Origin of the sequence: Alcaligenes sp. Me129 (genome assembly GCF_050487245.1) — a bacterium.
In the GTDB taxonomy this organism is placed as follows: Bacteria; Pseudomonadota; Gammaproteobacteria; order Burkholderiales; family Burkholderiaceae_B; genus Alcaligenes; species Alcaligenes phenolicus.
On sequence record NZ_JBKQGX010000015.1, the window covers coordinates 96,374 to 117,430 of the forward strand.

The window sequence follows — 21,057 nt, forward strand, 5'->3', positions numbered from 1 at the left end:
CGGTTTTGCCTTATATCTTGGAGAGGTCCAGCGAGGAGGCCGCGAACAGTTCCTCGGGCTTGACCAGGCGTTGCGACATGCCCTGATCGTGGTGGTACTGCGCAAAGGTCTGGATGGTGTGGCGATTTGCCTCCAGGCCATAGGGCCAGTAGTCCTCTCCCATCAAGGCTTTGGCTTCATTGTGATGGTGCACCATCCACGGCAGGGTGACAGCCAGATGGCACAACTCGTTCAGTTCATGCACGGCCAGCTCTTTGGCCTTCAGAAAGGACTTGTACACACTGACCGGCAGCCAGGGGTTGTCCTGTACCAGAGACTTGCGGATGCCAACCATATGCATGATCGGGAAGATGCCCGTGCGGCGGAAATAGTCTTTTTCTACTTCCACGTACTCATCTCCGAACAGACGGCCCACATTGGGGGCGTTACGCAGAAAGCATGAAGGTGCTCGTGCTCCGATGTATCCGTCGATTTCGCCTTTTTCCAACATGTCCGACAAGGTGCGGTCATCCGGGATCTGCTCCAGGCTGATGTCATCTGGCAGATCAATGGGAGCGCGCTCGCCCCGGCCTGGTTCTTCGATCCCTCCGCGTACCCATTTGATCTGATTGGGGCGGATACCGAACTCATCTTGCAAGATGCCCCGGATCCAGACGTTAGCTGTGATCTGGTATTCGGGCACACCAATGATTTTGCCTTTCAGATCTTCGGGCTTGCGGATACGGTCGGTACGCACATAGATGCCGGAATGGCGGAAAACGCGTGACAGAAAGGCTGGAATACCTACGTACTGATTGTCGCCACGCGCAGTAGTCATCATGTGGCTGCTCATGGAGATTTCCGTAACGTCGAACTCCTCGTAGCGAAAAGCACGGTGAAATGCTTCCTCGGGCTCCAGGGATACGACATTGATGTCACAGCCCTCAATGCCGACACGTCCGTCTTTCAAGGCCAGGGTACGGTCGTAATTGCCAATCGATACGCTTAACTTCAGTTTGCTCATGGTGGGTCCTTAGTTGATTGTCAGTCCAATTTTTTGTGCCAGTTCGCGAAACCGATCGATGTCGGCATTGATCATCGCCTGGAACTGGGCGGGGCCGTCGTGGGCAACGGTGTAGCCCAGGCTTGTCAGCTTGGCTTGCACGTCTTCGCGCGCAATTATTTTTTCTACTGCTTCATGCAGTCTTTGCACGACAGGCTCGGGAGTGCCAGCGGGAGCCAGTAAGCCGTGCCACTGGTTCAGCTCGTAGCCTGGGTAGCCAAGCTCGGCGATCGAAGGCACATCGGCCAACAGGGGACTGCGCTCTGCCGAGGTCACAGCCAAGGCACGTACCTTCCCGCTTTCAATGAAGGGCAGGGTGCTGGAGGCAGTGACGAAGGCCGAGCCCACCTGATCACCCATCACATCGTTCAGAGCGCCACCGCAACCTTTGTAGGGGATATGCGCCATTTCCACGCCCGCTGCTTCGTTGAGCATTTCGCCAGCCAGATGTTGCGGAGTACCGTTGCCGCAAGAGCCAAAGAACACTTCGCCCGGTTTCTCTTTGGCAGCCGTTAGCATGTCTTTCAGTGTCTTGTAGGGGGAGTTGGCCGGCACGATAACGACCGATGGAACAAAGGCGAAGTTGGAGACAGCTGTGAAGTCATTCTTGGGATCGAACGGCAGCTTGTCGAACACGGCCGGATTGACAGCAAAGGAGCTGTTGACCATCAGTAGTGACTGACCGTCGGCCGGGCGCTGGGCCACCATACGAGCGCCAATATTGCCGCTGGCACCGGGGCGGTTGTCCACAATCGCGGGCTGGCCAAGTTGTTCGTTGAAGTAATTCCCGATCAGACGGGCCAGTAAATCCGTGCCCCCTCCTGGTGGGAAGGTGACGATAATTTCGATCGGTTTATTAGCACTGGCGGTGGCGGGGGCCAGCATTGCACAGCTCAGCAAAAGCCCAGCCAGGGCCAGCAGACGCGGTTGGCGTTGGAACATTGTGTCTCCTCGAGAATCGAGTTCTGTGATTGATTTTTTATGCTTTAATAGTCAGTGCACTGACATAAATATTATTCACAGATTATTTTTTATATCCTACTAGGGAAAACGAGAAAGTCAGTGTACTGATTTATTTATGTTTTTTATTGCTTATATAAGAAGCCAGTAGCGCAAATTGCAGCTGATCCAGGGCCAAAAAAAAGGAACAGTGCAAAAGCCTGTTCCTTTTTGTCATCAGGATGCTTGTAGGCATCTGATGCTGGCCTTTACTCCTGCATACCCGGAACGATGCAGTTAAAGCCGGCGTCAACGTGCGTGATTTCGCCTGTGATACCGCTGGCCAATTCGGACATCAGGAAGGAGGCCACATTGCCCACTTCTTCAATGGTGACGTTGCGCTGCAAGGGAGCGTGCGTCTCTACGAATTTCAGAATGGTGGAGAAGTCCTTGATGCCGCTGGCCGCCAGGGTCTTGATAGGACCGGCCGAGATGGCGTTGGCACGAATGCCGTACTCGCCCAGCGCCACCGCCAGGTAACGCACGGAGGCTTCCAACGCAGCTTTGGCCACGCCCATGGTGTTGTAGTTAGGGATGGCTTTTTCAGCGCCCAGGTAGGTCAGGGTCAGCACCGAACTCTTGCGGCCCTTCAGCAAGGGCAGGGCAGCCTTGGCCAGTGCGGGAAAGCTGTAGGCGGAAATGTCATGAGCGACGCGGAACGATTCGCGCGACAGGCCGTCCAGGAAGTTGCCGGCAATGGCTTCACGGGGTGCAAAACCAATGGAGTGCACCAAACCGTCCAGACCGTCCCAGCGCTCGCCCAGCGAGGCCATGGCCTGTTCGATCTGATCGTCTTCAGACACATCACAGGGCAGCACGATATCCGTGCCCAGTTCTTTGGCAAAGCCTTCAACACGTTCTTTAAAACGCTCGCCCACATAGGTCAGGGCAATATCAGCACCTTGTTGGCGACATGCTTGCGCAATCCCGTAAGCAATAGAGCGATTCGAGAGGACGCCTGTGACCAGGATGCGTTTTCCTTGCAGGAAACCCATGCTGAAAATCCTTTATGTAATTAGTGGGTGGACTTAGCCACGAATATTGGAACCGGGAACACGCAAACGTGTCCCCCTGGAAAGAGAGCTGCCTTTGATATTGTTCAGGCGTCGCAGTTCTGCCACCGAAGTGTCGTACCGTTTGGCCAAGGCGTAAAGTGTATCGCCCTGTCGAACCGTATGGGTGCGCACATTGGCGCCGCGACGCAAAACAACAGTGTCATTCTTGCGGTTGACGCTGGCCGATTGCGTACGAGCACGGCGTGTGCTTTGCGCTACCGGGGCGGCAGGTGTATTGGTCAGAGAAGCCAGTTGCAGGCTGCCTTCACCCAAGGTGGTGCTGGGCACCAATAGTGTCTGGGCAACGGCCTTGGTACTCTTGCTACCCAAACCGTTGATGGAGCGCAGCTGCGACAAGGTAATGCCGTGACGCTGGGCAATGGACAGATAGCTTTCGCCGCGCTTGGATTGGTAGGCCTTCCAGTTACTGAGCTTGCCCTGGTAGGCCGCCAGATTGGCATTGAAGATATCCACCTTGTTGGCGGGCAGCAGCAAGGTGCCGCGATCGGCAGGGATTGTGGGGCGATTGTGGGCAGCGTTCAAGGCTTTGAACTCATCCACGGAGATTTCAGCCAGCTCGGCGGCAAGCGCGACGTCAATGTCCTTGTTCTTGCGTACGGCTGTGAAGTACGGTGTATTGCTGACTGGAGGCAGGGTGATGCCATAACGCTCCGGGTTAGCCACAATGTTTTTGATCGCTTGCAGTTTGGGGACGTAATTACGTGTTTCGTCCGGCATCTTCAGCGATAAGTAGTCAACATCCAGGTTGGCCTGTTCATTACGCTCCATGGCGCGGCGTACCGAACCTTCACCCCAGTTGTAGGAGGCCAGGGCCAAATACCAGTCGCCCTGGAACTCGTACAAGTAAGACAGATAGTCCAAAGCAGCGCGAGTGGACTCGACCGGGTCACGGCGCTGATCTACCCACCAGTTCTGCTCCAGCTTGTATTGTGTGCCGGTGCTGGGGATGAACTGCCAAAGACCGGACGCATGGGAGCGCGAATAGGCGACGGGGTTATAGGCACTTTCCACAAAAGGCAGCAAGGCCAGTTCGGAAGGCAGGCCACGGGCATCGAGCTCGTCCATGATGTGGTACAGATAGCGCGAGGCGCGCTGGCTCATGGTACGGATGGATTCGGGGTGCGAAGCGTAGTAGTTGGTCCAGTAATCAACCAGATCGGTATGCAGGTTGGGGATGGAGAAACCCCGGCGCATCCGGTCCCACGCGTCTTTGGGTGGGTGGGTCAGATCAATGGTGCGAGACGTATCGGCGGCAATGCTGGTGGAGGTCTTGGCGGCTTTTTGAGGGCTGACCTTGGGGCCTGTGGCGCAGCCTGCCAGCACGAAAGCGCATAGCAGCGCAAAAAGTCTCATTAGGTTCATTGCGGAATCTTCAGAAATTGTTTTTCCAGTCGCGCAGGCTGGCAAATACCTCGACAGGATTATTAAGGGACTGGGCAGCATGGTGCTCGGCAGCCTTGATAACAGCAGTCGTCTCGCAACGCAGAAATGGATTGGTAGCCAATTCTGTTTTCAAGGTGGAGGGCACCGTAGGCAAGTTTTGCTGACGCTTGAGATTATCCTGTTCCCAACGTTCATGCAGTTGGGGATTGTCCGGCTCTACCTGTAGAGCCCAGCGTAAATTGGATAAAGTGTATTCGTGCGCACAGCAGATCAGGGTGTCCGATGGCAGTTTTGCCAACTTGCCCAGGGAATCCGTCATTTGTGCCGGGGTGCCTTCAAACAGGCGTCCGCAACCAGCAGCAAACAAGGTATCACCACAGAAAACAAAGGGCTGTTTTACCTCATTTTGACCAAAGTACGCAACGTGTCCGGCGGTATGGCCGGGGATGTCCAGCACGTCCAGCGTCAGTTCCAGAGTAGGTAACTCGACCTTATCGGACTGGCCGACACGCACGTCACAGGCAGGCAGACGCTCGTTGGCGGGGCCCCAGACGCGAGCCGGGTGCTTGGCCAGGATATCCATGACACCCCCAACGTGGTCACCGTGGTGGTGTGTCAGTAAAATGGCATCCAGTTGTAAGGACTCGCGTTCCAGCCAATCCAGAACCGGGGCGGCCTGGCCGGGGTCCACAACCAGGGCATGACCGTTTCGACTTAAAGCCCATATATAGTTGTCGTTCAGGGCTGGTAGTGGAATCAGGCGAACATCGCTTGGCACAGGCCAGGTAAATGCATTCATCATGGTAGAGGGAGAGAGCGCCAGTGGAGCAGACTTTGAATGATCAATTTGCCCAGTGGTTGGAAACCGTACCGGGGCGATATGTGCGGGCTTGGGAACAAGCCGGAATCGATGCGGAGGTGGTCAACACCTTCGGGTATCATGCCATACAAATTGGATTGCCGCATTGGGACCTCCTGGCGCATAGTCGCATCTCCTGCAAGGTATGTACGGCTCAGGCCGGCGTCTTGCCCGCTCAGCAGACGAACCTGGTTTATGCCGAACCCGAGCATCTGCCTTTTGATACGCAAAGCATTGATCTTTTAATCCTGCCTCATACATTGGAAAGCGCCAGCGACCCGCATCAGGTGTTGCGAGAGGCCGAGCGCGTTCTGGTGCCAGAAGGGCGCATTCTCCTGACGGGTTTCAACCCCTTGAGTTTGTGGGGTGCCCACGACTGGATTCCGGGTCTGGAGCGGGGCACGCCTACCTTGCCGGGAGATGTGATGTCACCCTCGCGCTTGCGCGACTGGTTAAAGCTTTTGTCCTTTGATGTGCAAAGTACGCAGATGGGCTGTTATGCACCGTTGTGCCGTCAGCAGTCCTGGCTGGACCGCTGGTCCTGGATGGAGCAAAGCGGTGCGCGCTGGTGGAGCTTTGCGGGGGCCGTCTACATGATTAGTGCGGTCAAACGCACGCCGGCCTTGCGTATGGTCGGGCCCAAGTGGAAGAAAAACCGTCGGCGTGTGCGTCGGCCTATGGTGGTTGCTGGACGCGCTGCCGATGAAGGAATTAGCAAGACATGACTGATGTTGTCGATATTTGGACCGATGGTGCCTGCAAGGGCAACCCCGGTTTGGGGGGCTGGGGCGCCTTGTTGCGTCATGGCGGACGTGAAAAAGCCATTTGCGGTGGCGAGGCCAATACTACCAATAACCGCATGGAACTGATGGCTGTGATCGAGGCTCTCAAAGCCTTGAAACGCCCTTGCCAGGTGCGGGTACACACCGATTCGCAGTACGTACAAAAAGGCATGAACGAATGGTTGCCCGGCTGGAAAGCCCGCGGCTGGCGTACTGCCGATAAAAAGCCCGTCAAGAATGCCGACCTGTGGCAGGAGTTGGAGCAGCAGGCCGCAAAACATGAGCTGACCTGGTTATGGGTGCGTGGCCATGCGGGTGATCCCGGTAACGAGCGTGCGGATCAACTGGCCAATGAAGGGGTGGAAATTGCCAGGCAGTTGTAAGATCTTGGGCAGAGTTGTAGCCCGCTGATAGTACTATTAGCCACCCGTCATATTTTGTCAGACAGCTTCACCGGCCTGGCCGGTCAGGATAAGCCGCCCATGATTTCCACGCTGCGTCCCACGATTTTTTCTCTGTTTCTTGTACTGTTTGCCAGTAGCAGCCCCAGTTGGGCGCAGTCTGACGCCACGCGGGTGGAAGTTTTACCCGTGCGGCAAAGTGAGTTGATTCGTGATGTGGCGGCGGTGGGAACCCTGGTGGCCAGAGAGTCCGTCGTGCTGCGGCCCGAGATCAGTGGTCGTATTTCAGCGATCAGCTTTGAAGAAGGTCAGCCCGTCAAGAAAGGCCAGCTCCTGATTCAATTGGACCCGGCCATGGCGCAGGCGCAACTGAATCAGGCACAGGCAAATTTGAATCTGGCCAATAGTCAACACAAGCGTTCTTCGGAGTTGAGCCGTCAGGGCTTTATCAGCCAGCAGGCCAAAGACGAGTCCGGTAGCCGCTTGGCTGTTCAGCAAGCCGAAGTGCAATTGGCGCGTGTGCAGCTGGACAAGACCCGTATCCGTGCCCCCTTTGATGGTGTGACCGGCTTGCGTAATGTCTCGGTGGGTGACTATGTTGGGCCGGGTACGGATCTGGTGCAGCTGGAAGCGGTTTCGACCTTGAACGTGGACTTCCGTATCCCTGAACAATATCTGGCCGATGTGAAGGCCGGCATGCCGGTCGAACTGCGCTTTGATGCCTTCCTGGGCGAAACCCGCCATGGCTCGGTACTGGCTGTCAGCCCGGCGGTGGATACGGCTGGCCGTTCCATTTTGCTGCGGGCTCAGGTCCCGAATGAAGATGGCGCTTTGCGCCCCGGTTTGTTCAGCCGGGTACGCCTTGAACTGTCGCGTTACCAGGCTTTGATGGTGCCTGAAACCGCCTTGGCTCCTTCGGGACAGGATCAGTACATCTATATTGTGAAAGATGGTCGGGCCGAGCGTCGTCAGGTGCAGGTTGGTGTACGCGAGCAGGGCTGGGTACAAGTCACGGGCGATCTGAAAGCGGGTGACAATGTGCTGGTGGCCGGGCTGCAAAAGGTTCGTGACGGAGTGCCGGTCGATATTCAGGAAGTGATCGACGTCCAAACACAGCCGCAGCAATAGGACGGAATCATGGTTCTTTCTGACTTATGTATCCGTCGCCCGGTATTTGCCACGGTTCTGTCTTTGGTGATTGTGCTGGTCGGGTTCATTTCCTATGAACGCCTGACCGTACGCGAATACCCCGCTATTGACGAGCCGGTCGTCTCCGTCATCACCAACTATAAAGGGGCCTCACCAGAGGTGATCGAGTCCCAGGTGACCAAGCCTCTTGAAGATCAGTTGTCCGGGATCGAGGGCGTGAACGTGATGACTTCACGCAGCCGTTCCGAGCGCAGCCTGATCAACATTAAATTCAATTTGGACCGGGCCCCCGATGCCGCTGCGGCTGATGTGCGCGACAAGGTATCGCGTGCCCGACGTTTCCTGCCCGACGAGGTGGACGAGCCCATCATCAACAAGGTGGAAGCAGACTCCACCCCGATTATTTATGTAGGTGTGGATACCGGCGACTACAGCATGCTGGAGGCCTCGGACTACATCAACCGCTACATTAAAACGCGCTTGTCCGTCTTGCCTGGTGCCGCTGAAGTGCGCGTGTTTGGCGAGCGCTTGCCCGCCATGCGTATCGACCTGGACCGCACCCGCCTGGGGGCCTACCAACTGACCGTGCAGGATGTGGAAGATGCTCTGCGCAAACAGAACGTGCTGATTCCAGCTGGTCGTATCGAGTCCGATGCCCGCGAGTTTTCCGTGGTTTCCTCCACCGACCTGGAAACGCCCGAGGAATTTCGCAACATCATCATCAGTCAGGCAGCCGGTTATCCGGTGCGCATCTCCGATATTGCCGACGTGCGTATCGGGCCTGCCGAGGAACGGGTACTGGCCCGATTCAATGGGCAAAACAGTTTGAACATTGGCGTGACTAAACAGTCCACCGCCAACCCGCTGGATCTGTCCAAATCCGTACGAGCAGAAGTGGAGCGCATCAACGAAAGCCTGCCGGGCAATATGAAGTTGTCCGTGTCTTACGACAGCTCCATCTTCATTCAGAAATCCATTGATTCGGTGTACACCACCATTGCCGAGGCCATCTTGCTGGTGGTGCTGGTGATTGTGTTTTTTCTGCGCAGTTTCCGCGCCAGTGTGATTCCCATTGTGACGATTCCGATTTCCCTGATCGGGGCCTTCGCCATCATGTACATGCTGGGCTTTTCTATCAACACGCTGACCTTGCTGGCCATGGTGCTGGCGATTGGCCTGGTGGTGGACGATGCGATTGTGGTGCTGGAGAACGTGTACCGCCATATCGAAGAGGGCAAGACGGCTATGCAGGCTGCCTTTTTGGGTGTGCGTGAAATTGCCTTCGCTGTGATTGCCATGACGCTAACCCTGGTGGCGGTGTATGCCCCACTGGCTTTTGCCACAGGCCGTACCGGGCGATTATTCATTGAGTTTGCCCTGACCTTGGCGGCTGCCGTGCTGGTGTCCGGTTTCGTGGCCCTGACCCTGACGCCCATGATGTGCTCGCGCATGCTGCGTCCACATGGTGCGAAAGTGGGCCGCGTCAGCCAGGGTATCGAGAATTTCCTGGTCTGGCTGACACGAGGCTACCGCCGTATCCTGATTCGCGCCTTGCGCTGGCGTTTTCTGGTCCTGTTCATTGGTGTGGCCGTTGCCGCGACCAGTGGGCTGCTGTTTACGGTCATCAAAAGTGAACTGGCTCCGATTGAAGACCGAGGTGTGATTTTCGGGATTGTGAATTCGCCCGAAGGCGCTACGCTGGATTACACCCTGCGCAATGTGGAGCGGGTGGAAGAGCTATATCGCGGCATACCGGAGACAGAGGGGTACCAGTCCATTATTGGTTTCCCTACCGTCACCGATTCCTTTGCAATTTTGCGCTTGAAGCCGTGGGAGGAGCGCACACGTAACCAGCAATCCATTGCGCGTGAACTGCAACCACATTTCTCCGCCATTCCCGGTGCGCGTGCTTTCCCCACTAACCCGCCGTCGTTGGGACAGCGGGCTACTTCCAAGCCGGTGGAGTTTGTGATCATGAGCCAGGCACCGTATCCGGAGCTGGCCAAGATCGTGGACGGTTTTCTGGCTGAGCTGCGAGACTATCCAGGGCTGTTGAACGTGGACACGGACTTGCGCTTGAACACACCAGAAATCCGTATTGATGTAGACCGCGACAAGCTGGCCGATACCGGCGTATCGGTGGAAGCGGTAGGCCGCACTCTGGAATCCATGCTGGGTGGGCGTCAGGTCACGCGCTACAAGAGCGATGGCGAGCAGTACGACGTGATTGTGCAGGTAGACAAGCAGGCTCGTTCCAGCCCGCAAAACATTCTGGATATTTACGTGCGCACTAAAGATGGTGGCATGGTGCAGGCCTCCAACTTCCTGAATGTGCGCGAGAGCGTATCGCCGCAATCGCTGAACCACTTCAACCGCTTGCGGGCGGTCATTGTGGAAGCATCGGTGGCCCCTGGCTATGCCTTGGGTGAGGTGCTCGAACACATGAATGAGGTGGCTCGCAAGACCTTGCCGGAAACGGTGCAGACTGACCTGGATGGCCAGTCGCGCGAGTTCCGGGATTCCTCGGGCAGTATCTATCTGGTCTTCCTGATGGCACTGGCCTTTATTTATCTGGTGCTGGCCGCGCAGTTTGAAAGTTGGCGCAACCCGCTCATCATCATGCTGTCCGTGCCCTTGTCCATGACAGGGGCCTTGCTGGCCCTATGGCTGTCGGGCGGGACCTTGTCCATTTACAGTCAGATTGGTTTGATTACCCTGGTGGGGCTCATTACCAAGCACGGTATCTTGATTGTGGAATTTGCCACTCAACAACGCGAAGCGGGGGCCAGTTTGTACAATGCCGTGGTGCGCGCTTGCGAGATGCGCCTGCGCCCCATCTTGATGACAACCGGCGCCATGGTGCTGGGGGTCTTGCCGCTGGCCTATGCCTCTGGGGCGGGTGCCGAATCCCGTCAGCAGATTGGTTGGGTGCTGGTGGGCGGCTTGTCCCTGGGAACTTTGTTGACCTTGTTTGTGGTGCCGGTGGCCTATACGCTGATTGCGGGCAAGAAAGAAGGGCAGGACAAGCAACTGGAATTGATTGATAAGCCCGAGGCCTCTGTCTAAACCTGTAGTGCTCGTCTGCGGGGAAGCTGTTTGTATAGCCTCCTTGTCGAGTGCCATTACTGTGATTGAATTTGTAGGGAAAGTGAATGCGTCAAATTATTCTGGATACTGAAACCACCGGTCTGGAGCCTCGTGAAGGGCACCGCATTGTTGAAGTGGGTGGGGTAGAGCTGTTCAATCGTAAATTGACGGGCCGCCATCTGCACTTGTATCTAAACCCGGACCGGGACTCTGATCCTGAAGCTTTGGCAATTCACGGCCTGACCACGGAATTTCTGTCCGGCCACCCACGTTTCAAGGATGTGGTGGATCAGGTGCTGGATTTTGTACAGGGTGCGGAGGTCATTATTCATAACGCCTCCTTTGATACGCGCTTTTTGGACGCCGAGCTGCAAAAGGTAGGTAAAGGCCCATTCTCGCAGTACTGCGACAGCATCACCGACTCCTTGTTGGTGGCGCGGGAAATGCACCCCGGCAAGCGTAACTCCCTGGATGCCCTATGCGAACGCTACGGTATTTCCAACTCTCACCGTACCTTGCACGGCGCTTTGCTGGACTCGGAATTGCTGGCTGATGTCTGGCTGGCCATGACCCGTGGCCAGGACGCCTTGCTGATGGACTTTGACGAGTCTGATGGGCAAGGTGGGGATGGCAGCAATCTGAGCCTGGGCAAGTTTGACGCCAGCGTGCTGAAAGTGCTGCGCGCATCCGAAGCCGATCAGGCCGAGCACGAGAAATACATGGACGTGCTGGAAAAGCAGAACAAGAAGCCGCCCATGTGGCGTGAGATGCTCAACCCGGCAACGGAGTAATTATTTAAGAAAAGAGCTGGCCCTGAACTTGTAAATCAATCAGGGCCATGCTATAGTTTTTTTCTTCGCAGCTTTTGTAGTTCTTTAAAGCTCCGGGCGGTTAACTCAGTGGTAGAGTGCCACCTTCACACGGTGGAAGTCACAAGTTCGAACCTTGTACCGCCCACCATCTCCACCTTCATTTCATTCCCCCTCATATCGTCATTGCCCTTCTTTGTGGCGGCTTGTTTGCGTCTTGCTTATGCTTGGGCTGATTGCAGCCTGCTCAATGCAAAACGCCCCATGGATATTCACGGGGCGTTTTTTGTTGCCAGTCAGGATGCGATGTGTGATGAAAGCATCCCAGCCTGTCTTACAACCAGGTCAAACCAATCGAGATCACAATACCCGAGACAATCAACTGAATCAGGCAAAAGCCCATGATGTCCTTGGCTTTCAGACCGGCAATAGCCAATACCGGCAAGGCCCAGAAAGGCTGCAGCATATTGGTCCAGGAGTCGCCCCAGGCAACGGCCATGGCGGTGCGCGCCATGTCCGCATCCAGAGCCTGTGTGGCAGCAATCACGACCGGGCTTTGTACGGCCCACTGGCCACCGCCCGAGGGCACAAAGATATTGACCAGACCGGCGCTCATGAAGGTCCAGAAGGGCAGGGTGGTCGCCGTGGCAAAGGACACCATCCACTCGGACAGGCTGGCAGCCAGACCGGAGTCGATCATGATGGCCATGATGCCTGCGTAGAAGGGGAACTGAATCACAATCCCGGCACCGCCGCGGATGGCTTCATCCAGGCTTTTCAGCAGGCGGCGAGGGGTGCCATGCAGCAAGATGGCCAGAATCAGGAAGGTGAAGTTGATCACGTTCAGATTCAGGGTCGCACCGCGCAACACGTAGTAGTCAAACAGGTAGGCCAGGCCAGCGACACCAATCACGATGGAGATCAGACGGCTGTTTTCCAGACGGTCTGCTGGACGATCGGTGGTCTGGTTGACGTCGTCTGGCGTGTCTTCCAGCAGCTTGGGGTCGACGTAAATACTTTCCTTGTCACTGGGCAACATCAAACGGTTAATCAGTGGCACCAGAATGAACAGGGCGATCACAATGGCCAGGTTAAAGAAGGCGAAGATGGTGTCGGAGGTCCCGATGATGCCGATCTTGTCTTCAGAAAAGTGGCCCGAGGTGGCAATGGTCAGTGGTACAGAACCGGCCAGGCCACCGTGCCAGACCAGAAAGCCGGAGTAGGCACTGGCAACCAGCAAGCGGTAGTCCACGCGGACCTGACGGGCCAGCTCTTTGGCGAACAGGGCACCGACCACCAGGCCGAAACCCCAGTTGATCCAGCTGGCCGCCAGTGACACCAGGGTCACCAGAATGATGGCGGAACCAGCCGAACGGGCCAGCGAGGCCAGGCCACGCAACCAGCTTTTTACCAGTGGCGTGCTGGCCAGCATGTGACCGGTCAGCAAGACCAGCAGCATTTGCATGGCAAAGGTCAGCAGGCCCCAAAAGCCATTACCCCAATATTGGATGATCTCCATGGGAGAGCGTTGCTCAAACGCCATGGCCGCAATACCGGCAATCAGTGTGAGCAGGATGACGAAAATATACGGATCGGGTAGATAGCGTTCAACCAGGCGGACCGAACCGCGCGTCATGGCTTTAAACATAAATTGTGCTCCTGTGGATTTGCGCCAGTATTTGCGCGGGTCCTGATGTCTTGGGATCGTTTGGGTGCCCGTTTGTGCAGGCACCTTGCTGGCAGCATTTTGATGTAAATGCTCAGTACAGCCGTATTGTTGGCGAGAAGCCGCAAATTGGGAAGACGGGAAAACCTGAACCTTAAAGTTTCTGGCTAGTTGTTGTTCTTCGCTATATGCTTTACTATATAGCGGTGTTTTCGAAAGAACCATCACTCATCGCTCGATGATGGGTTCTATTTACGGGCCCCCTGGGGTCCGTTTTTTTTTGTGCCGCATCTTTGTGTGGCGTCAGTTCATAAATCAATTAGAAAGATCGAATAGGGAAGGGGAATGAGACATCAGTCCAAACGCGCCACAGCAGCGCGTCATCAGTCCGTCTGTTTTGTGCCGCGCGCATTGGTCTTGAGCATGATGGGGGCCTTGGCAGTTAGCCAGGCTCAGGCTCAGGAAAACAATGACCGCGTGTTTCAGCTGGGCAAAGTGGTTGTTCAGTCCAGCCTGGATCGCGAGGCTCCGTTGGGGGAGAGCGCAGTCAGCCAGAAAGAAATGCAGGCTTTTGATTTGCGCGATGTGGGTGCCGCCGTTAGTGTGCAACCCGGCGTGACTGTGTCGGCGGGCGGTGCCCGTAACGAACAGATGGTCTATGTGCGTGGCTTCGATTCGCGTCAGGTACCTTTGTTCCTGGACGGTATTCCACAGTACGTGCCGTACGACGGCTATGTGGACTTTACCCGTTTCACCACCATGGACCTGAGCGAAATTCGCGTGGCCAAGGGAGCAGCTTCCTTACTGTATGGTCCCAACATCATGGGTGGTGCCATCAACTTGGTGACCCGTAAACCCGTCAAAGAGTTTGAAGGCGAGTTCCGCGCCGGTTACGCTACGGGCGATCAACGCTACAGTGCCTTGAACGTTGGCACCAATCAGGGTTCCTGGTACATGCAGGCAGGCTTGTCCTGGTCAGGCGAACGCAGCTTCCCCTTGGGTCGTGGCTTTGAAGATCAAAAAGCACGTCCTACCGATACCGGCGGCATGCGCAGTAATGCCTCGCAAATGGACAAGAAAGCGTCTTTTAAATTGGGTATCACGCCCAATGCGACGGATGAGTACGTTATTGGTTACGTGAACCAGAAAGGTCAGAAAGACAATCCGGTCTACACCGGCGTGAACGATGCCAAGCTGGGTCAACGCTACTGGCGCTGGCCATACTGGGACAAGGAAAGCCTGTACTTCCTGAGCTCCACCCAGATTGGCGAGAGCAACACGATCAAGACCCGCGTGTACGAAGACAAGTACAAGAACGGTCTGGATATGTATAGCGATGGTCAATACGCGACCCTGACTGGCCCGACCAGCGAGTACACGGACCGTACCCGTGGTGCTGCTCTGGAGTGGGTCAACACCAGCCTGGACAATCACGAGCTGCATTTTGCCTTGCACTACAAGGAAGATCAGCACCGTGATCCCAAGCCATCGGGCACTGAGCACTATAAGGACGTGACCACGTCTCTGGCGTTTGAAGACCGTATTGCTTTGGGTGAGCTGTGGCAGTTGCGCGTGGGTGCCAGCCACGAACGTCGCAAAGCCAAAGAAGCGCACAACTTTGAAACCGGCGATACCGATGCCACCAACGGTTTGCTGGAGCTGGGTTACGACTGGAGCGATGCCATGCAGGTCTACGGTAGCGTGGCTTACAAGACTCGTTTCCCCACGATTAAAGATCGCTACTCCAGCCGCATGGGCTACGCCCAACCTAATCCGGATCTGAAACCCGAGCACGCCATTCACTATGAACTGGGCTTGCGCGGTCAGCCATGGGAAGGTGCACAGCTGGAATCGGCGCTGTTCTTGAGCCAGGTGCGTGACATGATTCAAAGCACGGTTATTCAGGCTCCCGGTTGTGACAAGTACCGTCCAGTGGGTTTTTGTGATCAGGCCACCAACGTCGGCAAGGCTCGTCAAATGGGTCTGGAGCTGTCTTTGCAGCAGGAGTTGTCTGCTCATTGGTCGGCAGGCCTGGCGTACACATATTTGAATCGTCGCAACCAGTCTGACCCGGACGTCAAACTGGTGGATACACCCAATCACCGCCTGTTTGCTCACCTGAGCTGGAAGCCCACTGCGCAGTGGGAAGTGATGGGTTCGGTGGAAACCGAAAGTGGCCGTTACTACTCCTATGCAAACAATAAGGGTGATCAGATCTACGAAAAAACACCGGGCTTTGCCTTGTTGGGCCTGAAGGGTATCTGGCGTCCGAACTCGGACATCACCCTGGAAGCCGGTGTGCGTAACCTGGGCGACAAGCTGTATCAATACAAAGAAGGCTACCCCATGCCCGGACGTGTCTGGTTTGTGGGCGGAAGCTATCGTTTCTAAAGCCGTGCTGTTATTGGCAGTTAAAAGAGGAAGGGCGGGATGAAGCGTCGTGACATATTGCGTGCCTTGGCGGCACTGCCGGTTTTGGCGCCTCATGCCCGTTTGCTGGCCCGGCCTGAGCAGGCGGGAGCCAGCGCCCCGATCAATCTGCATATCAGCGTGGCGGGCAAATTGCCCGATCCGGCCCATGTTGGCCGGGTGGTGGCAGCCGGTCCGCCCGCTTCGGTGCTGGTGTATTGCCTGGCACCCCACGCGCTTTTAGGTTGGCCTTTTCAGCTGGCTTCTGCTGCACGCAGCATGATGCAGGCCGCTGGTTTTTCCTTGCCGTATCTTGGCCGTCTGGCCGGTCGGGGCAGTACCTTGTCCCTGGAAAGCCTGCTGGCCTTGAAGCCCGATATGGTCGTGGATATAGGTGATGTGAATCCCTATTACGAATCTGCCGCCAAGTCCGTGCAGGAGCAGACGGGTGTGCCCTATGTCTTGCTGGATGGTCGTCTGAACGACAGTCCGGCGCAGTTGCGTCAGGCAGGTCATATCCTGGGGCAGGCCGAACGCGGCCAGCAATTGGCCTTGCGTGCACAGGCAATTCTGGACAGCGCACATCAAGCTGCCAGACCCCGAGCCAAAGGCTTGAAAGCCTATTTGGCACGCGGTAACGATGGTCTGGAAACCGGCATGGGTCAATCCATTCATACCGAGGTGCTGCGGCTTTGCGGTTTGACGGTGATGGGGGACGAGAAAACCGATAATCGCCTGGGCCGTATTTCCTACGAACAATTATTGGCCTGGGACCCGGACATGCTGTTTGCTCAGGATGATGCTTTCTTTGAGCTGGCCCGTACTCAGGCTCCCTGGAATCAGCTCAAGGCAGTGAAGGAAGGACGCTTGTACCGCGTACCCGCCTTGCCCTTTGGCTGGCTGGATGGCCCGCCGGGTATCAATCGCCTGGCCGGGGTGATCTGGCTTAATGCCCTGCTGGAAGGCAGTTCTGCCATGCCACGCATGTATTCGGAGTTGCAGGAGTTTTACTCGGCTTTTTACGGCATGTCCTTGAGCGACGAGCAGGTCAAGCGATTGGTACAAGGGCTGGACCCGCTGGGTTCGCAGCAAGGCGCATGAAGTCAGGTTTGTCCTACGGGCTATTGCTGCTTTTGCTGGGGCTGGTTCTGGCCGTATTGGTGGTGTTTGCCCTGGGGCAGGGGGCGTATCCCTTGTCCGGAACAGAAGTGCTGCGCGCCCTGGTCGCCGGTTTTGGTAGCGATCCAGAAGCGGGGCAGAGTCAGGCCGTACGCGTGGTCTGGGATTTGCGTCTGCCACGTATTGCAGCGGCCTTGCTGGTGGGGGCGGCACTCTCGACCGCAGGCGCGGCGTATCAAACCATGTTTCGCAATCCACTGGTTTCACCCGATATCCTGGGTGTGTCCTCGGGTGCAGGTCTGGGGGCGATTCTGGCTATTTATTTGAATTTTTCCTTGTTCGGCGTACAGATGGCGGCCTTTGTTGGCGGCCTTCTGGCGGTGGGCATTGTCTGGAGTCTGGCGCGCATGCTGCGGCATCATCCACCCATTCTGATTCTAGTCCTGGCCGGGATGGCGGTGGGCACCTTGCTGGGTGCCGCCCTGTCGCTGATCAAGATCCTGGCCGACCCCTACTCTCAATTGCCCTCCATGACCTTCTGGTTATTGGGAGGTTTGAGCGCCGTACGTTCCTACGAAGTGTGGCCGGCTGCGCTGATGGTATTGGCGTGCATCGTCCCTGTCTGGCTTTTGCGCTGGCGTATCAATGTCCTGGCGCTGCAAGATGAGGAGGCCCGCTCCTTGGGCATGCCCGTCTCTGCCTTGCGTTGTCTGCTGATCGTTTGCGCGACCTTGATGACGGCGGTGTGCGTGGCTCTGGCAGGAATTATCGGTTGGGTCGGTTTGCTGATCCCGCACGCGGCCCGTTTATTGGTTGGCCCGGATTTCTCCCGTCTATTGCCCGTTTGCTTGTTGGTGGGCGCCGCCTTCCTCTTGTTAACCGATACCTTGGCACGCAGCATAGGCACATTGGAGCTGCCCTTGGGCGTGCTGACAGCCTTGGTGGGTGCTCCCGGCTTCTTGCTGTTGCTGGCTCGTGGTGCGAGGCAGCGATGAGCGAACAAGGCTTGGAAGCGATTGATCTGGCTGTAGGCTACGGGCGCAAGCAAGTCGCCAGTAATTTGAATCTGCGCGTACAGACCGGGCAGGTCGTTTGTTTGCTCGGGCCCAACGGCAGCGGTAAGTCCACCTTGCTGCGTACCTTGCTGGGCCTGCAGCCGCCTTTAAAAGGGCAGGTGAAGGTGCAGGGCAAGCCCCTGGAGCAATGGAGTGCGCGTGCCCTGGCCAGACAACTGGCCTATGTACCGCAAGCGCAGGAGTCGGCCTTTGCCTTCACGGTAGAACAATGGGTCTTGCTAGGTTGCGCCAGTGAGCTGGCCTGGTACACCCAACCTCGGGCCGCCGACCGGCAATGGGTAGGCGTTTGCCTGGAGCGGTTGGGCATCGGGCAGCTGGCTCAAAAGCGCATTGATCAGATCAGCGGTGGAGAGCGTCAGCTGTGTGTGATTGCACGTGCCTTGGTGCAGCGTTCACAGTTCTTGATCATGGACGAACCCGCCTCCAGCCTGGACTTCGCGAATCAATTACGGGTGCTGGATCAAGTCTCGCACTTGCGTCAGGAAGGTCTGGGTGTGCTTTTGTGTACGCATCAACCCGAACATGCGGCTCGCGTGGCGGACTGGGTGATCTTGTATCGGGATGGGGGCATATTGGCGCAGGGACAGCCCCGCGACATGCTTAGTCAGGCCAGTTTGCGCCAGCTCTACCAACTGCCAGCGCATGCCTTTGAACTACCGGATTGGTATGCGCGAGGGGCCTGAGGCCCCCCGAGCTTCTCACATGTTTTTCAAGGCAGCACGACCATATTGGTTGTTGTGCTCCACTACACGCGTCAGCATGGTCATAAAGGTCTGGCGCTGCTTGGCGGTCAGTGGGTCCAGCAGTCGTTCCTGGGCGCGGTTCATGCCCGCACTGATTTCCTTCATCGCCGCCAATCCTGCTTCGGTGATGTAGGTCTGGCGAGAGCGGCGGTCTTCGGGGTTGATACGACGCCCCAGCAAACCTTTTTCCTCCAGCCTGCGGATGACATCGGCCGAGGTGGTGCGATCCAGCCCCAGCTCGTAGCCGATCGTGGTTTGATCCAGCCAGGGTGAACCCATCAACACGGACAGGACACCGTGCTGGACAGGGGTGAGGTCACTTTTGCACTCCTCGTAAAACATGGCGTAGTGAATCTGGTTAAGACGGCGGACCAGAAAACCAGGCCGGGACCACAGTTTGCGTCGATACAGCTCGGCATTTTCTTCTTCCACTGGACCCAGGATTTCGGCCTCGTCGGCTTCCAGTCGTTCTTCTTGCTTTAGCTCGGCGTGATTCTTCATGGATAAGTCAGTCATCGATTGAGTGGCCTTCAGCCCGTTGCCAACAAGGCAGCACACTGAAAGCGGGACGACCTGCAAAGGGTACGGCTGCAAGGTCGGCGTCTACAAGGAAAGCAGGGCTACGCTAACGTGAACAAAAGCCCTGATTTCTGATTTGCAGTCATTTCTACAGGCGCTGTCCACGCCCCAAAGTATATGTGATTTCCCGACTTGCTGAAAACAATAATAATCAGCATACTGATAGATATTGTTGGGGGGTCAAACGATTGACCTTATGTAAATCAATAATTTAGGGAAAATTTACGGTGAAACGTATTAAAAAAATAGCACTGGAGGAGCACTTCAACGCCGTTGGCTTTGAGGATTATTCCAAGGCCTTTGTCAAACATATTGACAGTGCCGACGCGCGTGAACTGATGGCTCGTTTGCATGACTTCGACGCCCAGCGTCTGGAGGTGATGGATCGTGCCGGTATCGAGTACGTTGTGCTGTCGCAGACCGGCCCTGGGGTACAGGTGGAAAAGGATGTGTCCGTCGCTATCGAGCGTTCACGTCAGAACAATGATTTCCTGGCGCAGCAAATTGCACGCCATCCCGATCGTCTGGGCGGCTTTGCCACTTTGCCCATGCAAGACCCGGCTGCTGCCGCGCAGGAATTGACGCGTGCGGTGCAGGATCTGGGCTTGAAAGGCGCTTTGGTTAACGGTCACACGCATGGCGTGTACTACGATGGCCGCGAATATGATGCCTTCTGGGAAACCGTGCAGAAGCTGGATGTGCCGTTCTATCTGCACCCCTTTGATGCTTATGAAATGCCGCACGCTTACACGGGCCACCCGGAGCTGATGGGTGCAACCTGGGGCTGGGGCGTGGAAACCGGCACTCACGCGCTGCGCATGTTGTTCGGTGGTGTGTTTGATCGCTGCCCGGATGTGAAGTTGATCTTGGGTCATATGGGTGAAGGCTTGCCGTTCCAGCGCTGGCGCTACGACAGCCGCTTTGCCGTGTACCCACATGGTGTGACCTTGAAGCGCAAGCCTTCCGAGTACATCGGCAGCAACATCCTGATCACTACTTCGGGTGTCTGTTCTGCCCCAACGCTAATGGGCGCAATTGGTGAAATGGGTGCTGAAGCCGTACTGTTCTCGGTTGATTACCCCTACGAGTCCACCGAGCTGGCCGCTGATTTCATCGAGGCAGCGCCTATGGATGACAAGACACGCGAGCTGGTTTGCTACGGCAACGCGGCCCGTCTGTTCAAGCTGGACCGGAGCTAAGCATGAGCACATTTCTGTACGGCGCTCATGTGCACGCCAATGGCATTCGTCAGCATTACCTGCGTTACGGTGGCTCCGTCGGTGGGCGTGACCAGCGTCCTGCCGTCATCATCGTTCCCGGCATTACCAGCCCGGCGGTCACCTGGGGTTTTGTGGGTGAACAATTCGGTAAGCACTTTGATACCTACATTCAAGACGTGCGTGGTCGCGGCTTGAGCGAAGCGGCTGAAGGTATGGATTACAGCCTGGATGCGCAGGCGGATGACTTGATTGCACTGGCTCAGGCGCTGGGCCTGAAGGACTACATCGTGGTTGGTCACTCCATGGGTGCCCGCATTGGTTTGCGTGCCGCTCACAAGAACAGCGAGGGCCTGAATCGTCTGGTGATGGTTGATCCGCCAGTGTCCGGCCCAGGTCGTCGCGCTTATCCCTCCAAGTTGCCCTGGTACGTGGACTCCATGGCGATGGCTCGCAAAGGCTGCACCGCAGAAGACATGTGTGCCTTTTGCCCGACCTGGACCGAAGAGCAATTGCAATTGCGTGCCCAGTGGCTGCACACCTGCCATGAGCCTGCGATTCTGGCCAGCTTTGAGGGATTTCATACCGACGATATTCATGTCGACTTCCCGCATTTGACCGTGCCTGCCTTGCTGATGACAGCCGAGCGTGGTGACGTGGT

The 21,057-nt window shown here is 56.5% G+C and carries 18 protein-coding genes and 1 tRNA gene; 12 read left to right on the forward strand and 7 right to left on the reverse strand.

Features of this window, described 5'->3' with window-relative positions:
* Positions 1-10 precede the first annotated feature (10 nt).
* The 5 genes from ACLPGZ_RS15125 to gloB all read right to left on the reverse strand — a co-directional run bounded on the left by ACLPGZ_RS15125 (position 11) and on the right by gloB (position 5,299).
* Positions 11-1,003, reverse strand: coding sequence for a substrate-binding domain-containing protein (locus ACLPGZ_RS15125; protein WP_035273485.1), 993 nt, complete (start codon positions 1,001-1,003; stop codon positions 11-13).
* 9 nt (positions 1,004-1,012) lie between these two features.
* The gene (locus ACLPGZ_RS15130) at positions 1,013-1,984 is read right to left on the reverse strand and encodes a tripartite tricarboxylate transporter substrate binding protein (RefSeq protein ID WP_060186711.1); all 972 of its coding nucleotides are present in this window, start codon (positions 1,982-1,984) and stop codon (positions 1,013-1,015) included.
* Positions 1,985-2,250: 266 nt separating this feature from the next.
* Positions 2,251-3,036, reverse strand: coding sequence for an enoyl-ACP reductase FabI (gene fabI / locus ACLPGZ_RS15135; RefSeq protein ID WP_009460819.1), 786 nt, complete (start codon positions 3,034-3,036; stop codon positions 2,251-2,253).
* Between the two features lie 33 nt (positions 3,037-3,069).
* Entirely contained in the window at positions 3,070-4,479 is a 1,410-nt protein-coding gene (locus ACLPGZ_RS15140; protein ID WP_060186712.1) for a transglycosylase SLT domain-containing protein, read from the reverse strand.
* A gap of 10 nt (positions 4,480-4,489) precedes the next feature.
* Entirely contained in the window at positions 4,490-5,299 is an 810-nt protein-coding gene (gene gloB / locus ACLPGZ_RS15145) for a hydroxyacylglutathione hydrolase (RefSeq protein WP_035273550.1), read from the reverse strand.
* A gap of 23 nt (positions 5,300-5,322) precedes the next feature.
* Here gloB and ACLPGZ_RS15150 point away from each other — a divergent pair, with 23 nt between their 5' ends.
* The 6 genes from ACLPGZ_RS15150 to ACLPGZ_RS15175 all read left to right on the forward strand — a co-directional run bounded on the left by ACLPGZ_RS15150 (position 5,323) and on the right by ACLPGZ_RS15175 (position 11,738).
* A complete protein-coding gene (locus ACLPGZ_RS15150; RefSeq protein WP_060186713.1) occupies positions 5,323-6,084 on the forward strand; it encodes a class I SAM-dependent methyltransferase in 762 nt (253 codons plus the stop codon).
* The gene (gene rnhA / locus ACLPGZ_RS15155) at positions 6,081-6,524 is read left to right on the forward strand and encodes a ribonuclease HI (RefSeq protein WP_022983314.1); all 444 of its coding nucleotides are present in this window, start codon (positions 6,081-6,083) and stop codon (positions 6,522-6,524) included. The genes ACLPGZ_RS15150 and rnhA overlap by 4 nt, the downstream gene beginning before the upstream one ends.
* A gap of 99 nt (positions 6,525-6,623) precedes the next feature.
* Entirely contained in the window at positions 6,624-7,670 is a 1,047-nt protein-coding gene (locus ACLPGZ_RS15160) for an efflux RND transporter periplasmic adaptor subunit (protein WP_009460829.1), read from the forward strand.
* 9 nt (positions 7,671-7,679) lie between these two features.
* On the forward strand, positions 7,680-10,757 hold the full coding sequence (locus tag ACLPGZ_RS15165) for an efflux RND transporter permease subunit (protein WP_009460831.1): 3,078 nt from the start codon (positions 7,680-7,682) through the stop codon (positions 10,755-10,757).
* 86 nt (positions 10,758-10,843) lie between these two features.
* Positions 10,844-11,569: a DNA polymerase III subunit epsilon gene (dnaQ, locus tag ACLPGZ_RS15170; RefSeq protein ID WP_009460833.1), complete on the forward strand. Its 726-nt coding sequence runs from the start codon at positions 10,844-10,846 to the stop codon at positions 11,567-11,569.
* A 94-nt stretch (positions 11,570-11,663) separates the two neighbouring features.
* Positions 11,664-11,738 (forward strand) — tRNA-Val (locus tag ACLPGZ_RS15175).
* Positions 11,739-11,921: 183 nt separating this feature from the next.
* On the opposite strand, the gene ACLPGZ_RS15180 is transcribed toward ACLPGZ_RS15175, so the two are convergent.
* Positions 11,922-13,235, reverse strand: a complete 1,314-nt coding sequence (locus ACLPGZ_RS15180) for a short-chain fatty acid transporter (protein WP_035273510.1) — start codon at positions 13,233-13,235, stop codon at positions 11,922-11,924.
* 363 nt (positions 13,236-13,598) lie between these two features.
* Between ACLPGZ_RS15180 and ACLPGZ_RS15185 the strand changes: the two genes are divergently transcribed.
* Genes ACLPGZ_RS15185 through ACLPGZ_RS15200 form a run of 4 tightly spaced genes read left to right on the forward strand, consistent with a single transcriptional unit; the run spans position 13,599 to position 18,540 of the window.
* The gene (locus ACLPGZ_RS15185; protein ID WP_060186718.1) at positions 13,599-15,644 is read left to right on the forward strand and encodes a TonB-dependent receptor plug domain-containing protein; all 2,046 of its coding nucleotides are present in this window, start codon (positions 13,599-13,601) and stop codon (positions 15,642-15,644) included.
* A gap of 39 nt (positions 15,645-15,683) precedes the next feature.
* The gene (locus ACLPGZ_RS15190; RefSeq protein ID WP_268379170.1) at positions 15,684-16,763 is read left to right on the forward strand and encodes an ABC transporter substrate-binding protein; all 1,080 of its coding nucleotides are present in this window, start codon (positions 15,684-15,686) and stop codon (positions 16,761-16,763) included.
* Positions 16,760-17,776, forward strand: a complete 1,017-nt coding sequence (locus ACLPGZ_RS15195) for a FecCD family ABC transporter permease (RefSeq protein ID WP_115634387.1) — start codon at positions 16,760-16,762, stop codon at positions 17,774-17,776. Before ACLPGZ_RS15190 ends, ACLPGZ_RS15195 begins: the two co-directional genes overlap by 4 nt.
* Positions 17,773-18,540, forward strand: a complete 768-nt coding sequence (locus ACLPGZ_RS15200) for an ABC transporter ATP-binding protein (RefSeq protein WP_060186721.1) — start codon at positions 17,773-17,775, stop codon at positions 18,538-18,540. Before ACLPGZ_RS15195 ends, ACLPGZ_RS15200 begins: the two co-directional genes overlap by 4 nt.
* Positions 18,541-18,555: 15 nt before the next feature.
* Here ACLPGZ_RS15200 and ACLPGZ_RS15205 read toward each other — a convergent pair whose 3' ends face one another.
* Positions 18,556-19,116, reverse strand: a complete 561-nt coding sequence (locus tag ACLPGZ_RS15205) for a MarR family winged helix-turn-helix transcriptional regulator (protein ID WP_009460842.1) — start codon at positions 19,114-19,116, stop codon at positions 18,556-18,558.
* Between the two features lie 290 nt (positions 19,117-19,406).
* Between ACLPGZ_RS15205 and ACLPGZ_RS15210 the strand changes: the two genes are divergently transcribed.
* Positions 19,407-20,378, forward strand: a complete 972-nt coding sequence (locus ACLPGZ_RS15210) for an amidohydrolase family protein (RefSeq protein ID WP_026485442.1) — start codon at positions 19,407-19,409, stop codon at positions 20,376-20,378.
* A gap of 2 nt (positions 20,379-20,380) precedes the next feature.
* Positions 20,381-21,057 (forward strand): alpha/beta fold hydrolase (locus ACLPGZ_RS15215; protein WP_429641631.1); only part of this gene is annotated, 677 nt, incomplete at its 3' end.